Origin of the sequence: Sphingopyxis sp. KK2 (assembly GCF_001990265.1) — a bacterium.
In the GTDB taxonomy this organism is placed as follows: domain Bacteria; phylum Pseudomonadota; class Alphaproteobacteria; order Sphingomonadales; family Sphingomonadaceae; genus Sphingopyxis.
The window spans coordinates 12,501-18,901 of the sequence record NZ_LYVN01000076.1 but is presented as its reverse complement, the minus strand read 5'-3'; the positions used below and the strand labels follow the sequence as shown (position 1 = coordinate 18,901).

Here is a 6,401-nt window from a genome sequence, read left to right as displayed (position 1 = left end):
GATCTGGGTGACCTCAAATTCTATCGCATCCCGTTCCGCGTCGATGTCTCGGCGAAGGGGCAGAAGCAGGTCGCGCTGCTGGTGAAGGACAAGGTTGCGGTCGAACAGCTGTATACCACGATATTCTACGACTGGATGGCCGACCGCGTGCAGCCGCTGACGATGATGCTGCGCGTCCAGAATCGCGAGTCGGACGGACTCGGTCTGGCGTTGCCCGCCGGCGCGGCGTCAGTGTTCGAGACGATCGGCGGCCGGCGGCTGCTCGTCGGCGAAGCGCAGATCGGCGACAAGGCGAAGGGCGAACGCGTCGACTATGAACTCGGGCTCAGCCCCGCGGTGCAATATAAGAGCGTCGTCATCGCACGCGGGCCGAAGGGCGAATATCAGGACTGGCAGGTGACGCTGACCAATGCGCGGCCGTTCGATGCCGAGGTCGAGATACTGATCCCCTTTACCATCGATCCCGAACCGGTGGACTGGGAGCGGCGCGGGTCGAGCTGGGTGTGGCGCGTGCGCGTGCCGGCGAACGACAGCGTGGTGAAGACATTCCGGCAGAAGATGCGCTGACGAAAGACAGGCAGGGGAGAGGTCGCATGGCGGGTGGGTCGAAGAAATGGGGGCTGCTGCTCGCGGCGGTCGCGGTGCCGGCGGCGGCGCAGCAAGTGGTGAGCACCGGCGGGCAGGGCGATGTCGCGGTGACCATCTACAGCGGCGAACTCGCGCTGGTCACCGATACGCGCCAGACCAATTTGCCCGCGGGCGCAGCGAAGCTGGAATTCCCCGACGTGTCGACGCGCATCCGGCCCGAGACGGTGAGCCTGGTCGGCACCGGGCTGGAGATCGTCGAGCAGAATTTCGACTTCGACCTGCTCTCCCCCACCGCGATGATGCAGAAGGCGGTGGGGCAGGAGATCACGCTGATCCGCACCAACCCCGCGACCGGCGCCGAACTGCGCGAGCGCGCCAAGGTGCTCGCGGTCAATGGCGGGGTGGTGCTCGATGTCGGCGGGCGAATCGAGATATTGCGCGACGACAATCTGCCGGTGCGGGTGATCTTCGACGGCATCCCCGCGAACCTGCGCGCGCGACCGACCTTGTCGGTGACGGTCGACAGCAAGAGCGCGGGGACGCGGCCGCTGACCCTGCGCTATCTGTCCGAAGGGCTGAGCTGGCGCGCCGACTATGTCGCGCTGTACGATGAGGGCGCGAAGGCGATGGACGTGCAGGGCTGGGTCACGCTGCGCAACAACAGCGGCACCGGTTTCGCCAACGCCAAACTGCTGCTCGTCGCGAGCGAGCAGATCGGGATCAGGCGCGGTTCGCGGAGCGGCGACGGCGAGCCTGCGGCGCTGACCAGCGCGGGGACCGAAGCGGCGAAGGCCGAGGCGCTTGCCGACATGCATGCCTATCCGATGACCGAGCGGACGACAATCGCGAGCGCGCAGCAGAAGCAGATCGCCTTTCTCGACGCGATGGGGGTGCCCGCGACGCGCGGCTATTCGGCGTCGGTCGACCGCTTCCGCACCACCGACCAGGCCGAGAGCGCGATTTCGACCTATCGTTTCTCGACCGGCAAGGGTGGAGTCGGCGACGCGATGCCGGCGGGGTCGGTGCGGTTGTACGTCAAGGATGCGCGCGGCGCGGCGCAGTTCGTCGGCGAGTCCTATATCGGCCACACCAGCACGGGTTCGACGCTGTCGCTCGCGACGGGCAAGGCGTTCGACGTCAAATATCAGGCGGTCATCGACAAGCGCGAAAAGCTGACCGAGGAGGATTGGACGCGCAGCTCGTCGACGCGGGTAACCAAGAATGGCGTGGTCACGGTCACCGAGACCGATGTGAAGCGCGACTATTGGCGCACGCATATGCGCTATATCTTCACCAACGCGCGGCCGACGCCGGTGACGGTCGAATTCTCGCAGCACGGGCTCAACAGCTATAACAATGACACGCGCGTGCCGTTCGAGAGCCTGCCGGCCGAGAAGGAGCAGGCGTATGACAGCCGCAAATGGCTGGTGACGGTGCCCGCGAACGGGCGCACCGAACTGACCGTCCAATATGACACGCTGAACTGAGCCATGCGCTTCGCCGCGCTTGGATTGTTTTGGGCGCTCGCGATGCTGGCGACGCCCGCGCGCGCCGCCGATCCGCCGGTGGTCGCGTCGCCGAAACCCGACCATGTCGCCATCAGCCTGTACCGCGACCCGAACCGCGACACCGGATCGCCGCTGCCCGCGCCCGACGAGGAGGAGCCGCTCGGCGGCTTTGCGCTGATTCGCGAGACGCGCACCGTCGACCTGCCGCCGGGGCCGGTGACATTGCGATTCGAGGGGGTGTCGAGCAGCATCCTGCCCGAATCGGCGTTGCTGCAGGGTGGGGGCAAGCCGCGCGAAAAAAATTACGACCGGCGGCTGTTGTCGCAGCGCGGGCTGCTCGATGCGCTGACCGGGCAGCAGGTGATGCTGCGCACCACCGACCCCGCGACGGGCAAGGCGAGTCTCGAGCGGGTGCGAATCCGCTCGGGGCCGGCCGAACTGATCGTCGAGCGCAAGGGCGGGTATGAGGCGGTGCAATGCAGCGGCCTGTCCGAAACCCTGCTTTACGATGCGGTGCCCGCGGGGCTGAACCCGGTGCCGACGCTGTCGATGACGCTCGGCGACCAGCCGGGCGGGCGGACGACGCTCGAACTCACTTATCTGGCCAATAATTTCGACTGGCAGTCGAACTATGTCGGGCAGGTCGCCGACGATGCCGAGGCGGTCGATCTCTTCGCGTGGCTGACCGTCGCGAGCGGCGATTCGACGAGCTTCGTCGACGCCGACATGGCGGTGATCGCGGGGCGTATCGCTTTCTTCGCGGCTGCGCCGCTCGCCGACGACGAGGAGCCGTGGGAAGCCGAGCAACGAAAGCGGCAGGAAGCCGAGCAGGATCCGTGGAACCCCGACAATATCGAGGTCTGGTTCGATTGCTGGCCGCGCGGGAGCAGCGGAAGCGGCGGATATTATCCGCGGCTGTTCGGTCCCGACCGCTTGCCCGAGGGCGATATCGAATATGCCGGCGGTTACGAGATCGGATTTTATGGCGGCGGCGGGGGCGGCGACGAGGATAGCGAGATCATCGTCACCGGCGCGCGAATCGCGCCGCGCGAGGATATCGGCGATTACAAGCTGTACCGCGTGCCGCAGCCGACGACGCTCGGCGCGCAGAGTCGCAAGCAGATCGCCTTCCTCGAAAAGCCGGGAGTCGCGGCGCAGATGCTTCACGCCTTTGCGGTGAACGGCGACAATTTCGATTCCTACGTCGATCCGGTGCTGCGCATCGATAACAAGAAGGACGGCCCGCTCGCCGAGCCGATGCCCGGCGGGCAGGTCGCCTTGTTCCAGCGCCGGCTGGGCGAACCGATGCTCGTCGCCGAGACGAATGTGAAGGACAAGACGGTCGGCGAACTGATCGACCTCCAACTGCCCGAGCCCGAGGACATCTATATCGACGCCGACCAGGAAGAGGTCGATTCGGGCGAGCGCTGGACGCGCTATCGCATCACGATCGAGAATGACGGCGAACGGCCCGAACCTGTCGAAATCAGCTTTGCCAATGACGAATATCATATGGTCGACAAGATCAGCCGCCCGACGAAGCTGCGCGACGGCAAGCGCATCTGGTCGGCGACGGTGCCCGCCGAGGGCAAGAAGACGATCGAATATCGGGTGCGCGAGGTCGACCCGATCGGCGCCGACAACCAGGACGACTGGGAAGGCCCCGACGATTATTAGGCGGGCGGCAGCGCGCGCGGGCGGTGATTCTCGTCGAGCGCGACGAAAGTGAACAGGCCTTCGGTGACCTTCACCTGCTCTTCGCCGCGGCCGCGGCTCGCGATCACTTCGAGGCGGATGCCCATCGAGGTGCGGCCGCGCCGTTCGAGATGCGCATAGACCGAGATGATGTCGCGCAGCAGGATCGGCGCGATGAATTCCATCGCCTCGATCGCGACCGTCGCGGTCGGTCCCTGCGCGATTCGCGCCGCGACGATGCCGCCGGCGATGTCCATCTGGCTCAAGACCCAGCCGCCGAAGATATGGCCGTTGCTGTTGATGTCGGCCGGCGCGGGAACGACGCGCAGGATCGGGTCGCGGTCAGGGTTTGTCATTTTTCATTTCCGGGTCGTTTTCGAACGGGTCCTCGATCGCCTCGTCATGCCCGCTGCCGCTCGACAGGAAAACGAGCCCCATCAGCGCGGCGCCGAGCATCACCGACAGGCCGACTCCCGCGCTGGTGGCGATGATCATATGGATCGTCAGCCCGTGCGGCAGGGTGAAGTGGAGATAGAGCAGCGCGATTATTACTGCGAGCGTCGACACCAGCGCCATGCCGAGCATCAGCCGGCGGTAGCGCCCCCAGGCGATTTGCGAGGTCGCTCGGTCGTCGAGCGGGGAAGGTTTGACCATGGCCGCCTCCATGGACCAGCCGGGGCGCAAGGCCAAGCGGCAATGAGGTGCGGCAGGATGTTTCGCTTGGCGCGCGAATCATGATAGATTGTTTTCCCGACACAGAGATGGGGAGCGGCAAGGCATGACGATCGGAGCGATTCTCCACGGACGGACCGGCGCGGTGGTTTCGGCGCGCAAGGAAGACAGCGTGCGCACGGTCGTCGACCTGCTGGCGCAGCACCGCATCGGCGCGGTGCCGGTGGTCGAGGGCAATGCGATCGTCGGTATCTTCTCGGAACGCGACCTCGTCCGACTCATCTCTTCCTATGGCCCCGATGCGCTCGACCGCACGATCGACGAGGTGATGACCAAATCGCCGGTGACCTGCGATTCGAAGATGGTGGTGATCGGCGCGCTGTCGCTGATGACGCAGAAGCGTATCCGTCACCTGCCGGTGGTCGATGATGGCGCCTTGGTCGGATTCGTGTCGATCGGCGACCTCGTCAAATATCGCATCGACCATATCGAGGCCGAAGCCGCGGCGATGCGCGACTATATAGCGTCCTGAACGGCCGCCGCCGGGCGCCGTAGTATAAGGCGACGAATTTCGGCGATCGCCTCTTTCTCCAATAGCCAGAGTAGCGCGGGGTAGATCAGCCCGCCGGCGCCGACGAGCAGCCCGAGTCGCAGCGGCGCGATCAGCCCGGCGGGGAGCGCGCGGTCGATCAGCCCGACGGCGACCGCCATCACCAGCGCGGGGGCGAGTCCCGGCAGTACCGCGCGGCCGATATCGGCGAGCGTCACGCCGATTACCGGCGCCGAAAGCTTCGCGGTGACGATCAAGAGCAGCGGCATCGCGACGAGCCACGCCCAGGCGAGGCCGATCAGCCCGAACTGTGCGCCGACAAGGAAGCTGATCGGGAAGAGAATCGCGCCGCAGAGCGACGCCTTCATCGCGATCGCCGGGCGGCCGAGCGCGTTGGTCACCGGCGCGAAGAGAATCTGCACCGTCATCACGAGCAGCGCGAGCGCCAATATCTGCACATAAGGCACCATGCCGAGCCACTTCAGCCCGAACACGGTCTCGACGAGCGGCGCCGCGGTGACCGCGAGTCCGGCATAGGCGGGGGCGAGCACGAGCATCAGCAGGCGAATCGCCTTGAGGAAGTTCCAGCGCACCGCGCCCTTGTCCGACTGGATTCGCGCATAGGCGGGAAAGGCGACCTCGTTGAGCGGCGGCACGAATTTCGACACGAAGATCTGCGCGAGGAACAGGGCCTCGGCATAAAGCCCCAGTGCATGCGGATCGAATCGGCGGCCGGCGATGAAGATGTCGGCCTGTGTCTGCACCAGCCAGAAGAAGTGCGAGGCGAGCACCGCCGAGCCGAAGGTGATGATCTGGCCGCAGCCGCGAAAGTCGAAGCTGGGCCAGACAAGCAGGCGCGCCGCGAGGGTCAGCCCGATCGCGCGCGTCCAGAACAGCGCGATCGGCGCATAGACCAACGTCCATACGCCATAGCCCGACAGCGCGCACGCGAGCGCGGTGCCGGCACCCACCAAGGCTGCCGCAAGATTGACGAAGGCCTGGCGCCGGAAATCCAAAGCGCGACTCATCATTACCTCGGGCAGCGCAATGAAGGGCGTCGCGAGGAAGATGAGCGCCTGCACGCGCAACAGGTCGGCGACGATCGGCTGGCCATAATAGGAGGCGGCGAGCGGGGCGCCGAAGAACTGCACCGCGGCGAGCAGGCCGTTGAGCAGGAGGAGAAGCCCGAACGCCTGGCGCACGCGAAAGGGATCGAGCTGCTCGGACTGGACCAGCGCGCTCGCGAATCCATAGCCATTGAGGAAGGCGAGGAAGGCGAGAATCACCTGAGTCATCGCAAAAAGGCCGTAATCCGCCGGATCGAGCAGGCGAATCACGAGCAAAGTCGAACCCCAGGTGATGATTTGCGCGAGAATCTGGCTGCCCGA

General features: G+C 65.8%; 6 protein-coding genes and 1 pseudogene (1 of these 7 only partly in view). 4 read left to right on the top strand and 3 right to left on the bottom strand.

All coding sequences use genetic code 11. The features are described 5' to 3' along the window. From B1A78_RS22685 to B1A78_RS13400, 3 genes and pseudogenes are all read left to right on the top strand, one after another. Window positions 1-567 (top strand): annotated as a pseudogene (locus tag B1A78_RS22685) (hypothetical protein); the annotation flags it as partial. A 26-nt stretch (window positions 568-593) separates the two neighbouring features. Then, the gene (locus tag B1A78_RS13405) at window positions 594-2,075 is read left to right on the top strand and encodes a DUF4139 domain-containing protein (protein ID WP_077147456.1); all 1,482 of its coding nucleotides are present in this window, start codon (window positions 594-596) and stop codon (window positions 2,073-2,075) included. A 3-nt stretch (window positions 2,076-2,078) separates the two neighbouring features. After that, the gene (locus B1A78_RS13400; protein ID WP_077147455.1) at window positions 2,079-3,773 is read left to right on the top strand and encodes a DUF4139 domain-containing protein; all 1,695 of its coding nucleotides are present in this window, start codon (window positions 2,079-2,081) and stop codon (window positions 3,771-3,773) included. On the opposite strand, the gene B1A78_RS13395 is transcribed toward B1A78_RS13400, so the two are convergent. Next, window positions 3,770-4,147 (bottom strand): acyl-CoA thioesterase, encoded by a 378-nt coding sequence (locus B1A78_RS13395; RefSeq protein WP_077147454.1) that lies wholly within the window; start codon window positions 4,145-4,147, stop codon window positions 3,770-3,772. The two genes, B1A78_RS13400 and B1A78_RS13395, sit on opposite strands and share 4 nt — an antisense overlap. After that, window positions 4,134-4,445 (bottom strand): hypothetical protein, encoded by a 312-nt coding sequence (locus B1A78_RS13390; protein ID WP_077147458.1) that lies wholly within the window; start codon window positions 4,443-4,445, stop codon window positions 4,134-4,136. Before B1A78_RS13390 ends, B1A78_RS13395 begins: the two co-directional genes overlap by 14 nt. 124 nt (window positions 4,446-4,569) lie before the next feature. Here B1A78_RS13390 and B1A78_RS13385 point away from each other — a divergent pair, with 124 nt between their 5' ends. Then, complete coding sequence (locus B1A78_RS13385) at window positions 4,570-4,995, top strand: CBS domain-containing protein (protein ID WP_077147453.1); 426 nt, start codon at window positions 4,570-4,572, stop codon at window positions 4,993-4,995. Here the strand turns inward: B1A78_RS13385 and B1A78_RS13380 are convergent. Then, a protein-coding gene (locus B1A78_RS13380) for a lipopolysaccharide biosynthesis protein (RefSeq protein WP_077147452.1) crosses the window boundary here: on the bottom strand, window positions 4,980-6,401 show its 3' portion. Its footprint extends 96 nt past the window's final position; the window shows 1,422 of its 1,518 coding nt (coding positions 97-1,518); the start codon falls outside the window, past its right edge; the stop codon is at window positions 4,980-4,982. The two genes, B1A78_RS13385 and B1A78_RS13380, sit on opposite strands and share 16 nt — an antisense overlap.